Origin of the sequence: Collinsella aerofaciens (genome assembly GCF_015670795.1) — a bacterium.
Lineage (GTDB): Bacteria > Actinomycetota > Coriobacteriia > Coriobacteriales > Coriobacteriaceae > Collinsella > Collinsella aerofaciens_Q.
In genome coordinates this window covers 1-1,573 of record NZ_JADPCJ010000062.1, presented here as the reverse complement: position 1 = coordinate 1,573, position 1,573 = coordinate 1, and the positions used below count along the sequence as shown (strand labels likewise).

At 67.2% G+C, this 1,573-nt stretch carries 1 protein-coding gene; it reads right to left on the bottom strand.

The genetic code is table 11. The features are described from left to right. Positions 1 to 333 precede the first annotated feature (333 nt). A complete protein-coding gene (locus tag I4W09_RS10245) occupies positions 334 to 1,446 on the bottom strand; it encodes an IS110 family RNA-guided transposase (RefSeq protein WP_230318784.1) in 1,113 nt (370 codons plus the stop codon). Positions 1,447 to 1,573 lie beyond the last annotated feature (127 nt).

The window sequence follows — 1,573 nt, the reverse complement described above, 5'->3', positions numbered from 1 at the left end:
GGGACGTTCCTTTTAATATGAGCAGGACATTGTCAAGAGGCAAAATCGGGCCTGGCCCCAACGATATGGGGTCAGGCCCTCTCCCTATATCAACCCGTCCGCGGCGACCTCGGCGTGTCTTCCCGACGCTCGTCTTTGCAGTTTAATATCCGCCCGCGGCGATCTCTCGCTGGGCAATCCGTTGCTACGGCTGAGGCTTCTTCGTCGAACCGACAGTCTGTGCACGCGTGTGGCGCCCTGGGCGCTCGCAGAAAAGGGACCTGAGGTTCGCCTCAACGGCTTCGGATCAAACCGCTTCCGGGGTGATCGGCTTATGTGCGGGGGACCGGCCCCCTACGCCTCCTCGGCCATGAGGCCGACCGCCCACACCCAGCAGGCGAGCTCGCGCGCCGTGGCCACGTTCGCCTTGTTGTTGTGGACCCCGCGCGCGAGCAGCGCCTCCCGCCTCTCGACCAGCCTCCGCACGCCCTTGGCGGCATGCCTGCGGGCGACCCGGTCCGGGGCCTGGCCCTTGGCGAGGTCCTTCGGCCGCCCCGAGCACGTCAGGTAGTGCCACGCGGCCTCGACCAGCGTCTTCCTCAGGTGCTTGTTGCCGGCCTTGGTGATCGCGCCCCTGCGGTCGCTCTCCCCGCTGGAGTGCTCGGAGGGCGTCAGGCCGACCCACGCCGCGAACGAGCGGGCATTCCTGAACCTCGAGAACTCGCCGGCCTCGAACACGAGGTCGGCGGCGGACGCGGTGTCTACGCCCTTGAGGCAGCGGAGGGAGTCGACCCTCTTCCTCCACCTGGGCTTGCGGGCCTCGGCCTCGACGAGCCCCTCGAGCCTCGCCTTCTCCTCCGCCGCCCGCCTGACCGCGTCGACGTAGTAGGCGAGCACGTCGTTGTCGGCCCTCTCCGCGAACCTTATCGACTCGATCCAGGACCAGTGCGCCCGGGTCCAGTTGCCCTTCCTGCGGCCGGTGGGCGTCCTCTCGTCGAAGGCGAGCCCGTGCCTGAGCAGGAACTTGGAGAGCCGCTGCTTCGAGCGCGAGAGGTCGTCCCTCGCGTCCTCGAGCGCCCTGGTCAGGTCGCGGGCGGCCTCGCACTCGTCGTCGGGGACCCACACCTCGACCACGTTGCCGACCGACAGCATGCGGGCGAGGAACTCGGCGTCGTTGCGGTCGTTCTTCCTGCGCCTGTCCGCGCTGGGCTTGATCATCTTCGAGACGGCGCCGACCACGCAGTCGACCCCCAGGCCGGAAAGCCTCTTCTGCAGGTCGAAGCCCGTGACCCCGGACTCGTACACGCACCTGGCCCTGGGGTCCACGGAACGGACCCACTCCGCGACGGCGCCGGCGTCGTAGCCGAAGGTCGCGGCACGTACCTCCCCGGTCATGACGTCGAGGGAGACGGCCTTTATCGAGCGGGCGTGGACGTCGAGGCCGATGAAGGTGGTAGTATCGAGCATGGGAGCCCCTTCCATGAATGCGGCGTGGCCGCCGCGGCTGAATTAGACACTCACCATTGTCGGCCTAATCCGCGGTCTTTCATGCAGCAGGGGCTCTCAATGTTTTTATGTCCTGCTCATATCGTCT

Bases quoted from the DNA above. Each gene is read 5' to 3' on its own strand.
- I4W09_RS10245 (WP_230318784.1), bottom strand. From the start codon at position 1,446: ATGCTCGATACTACCACCTTCATCGGCCTCGACGTCCACGCCCGCTCG.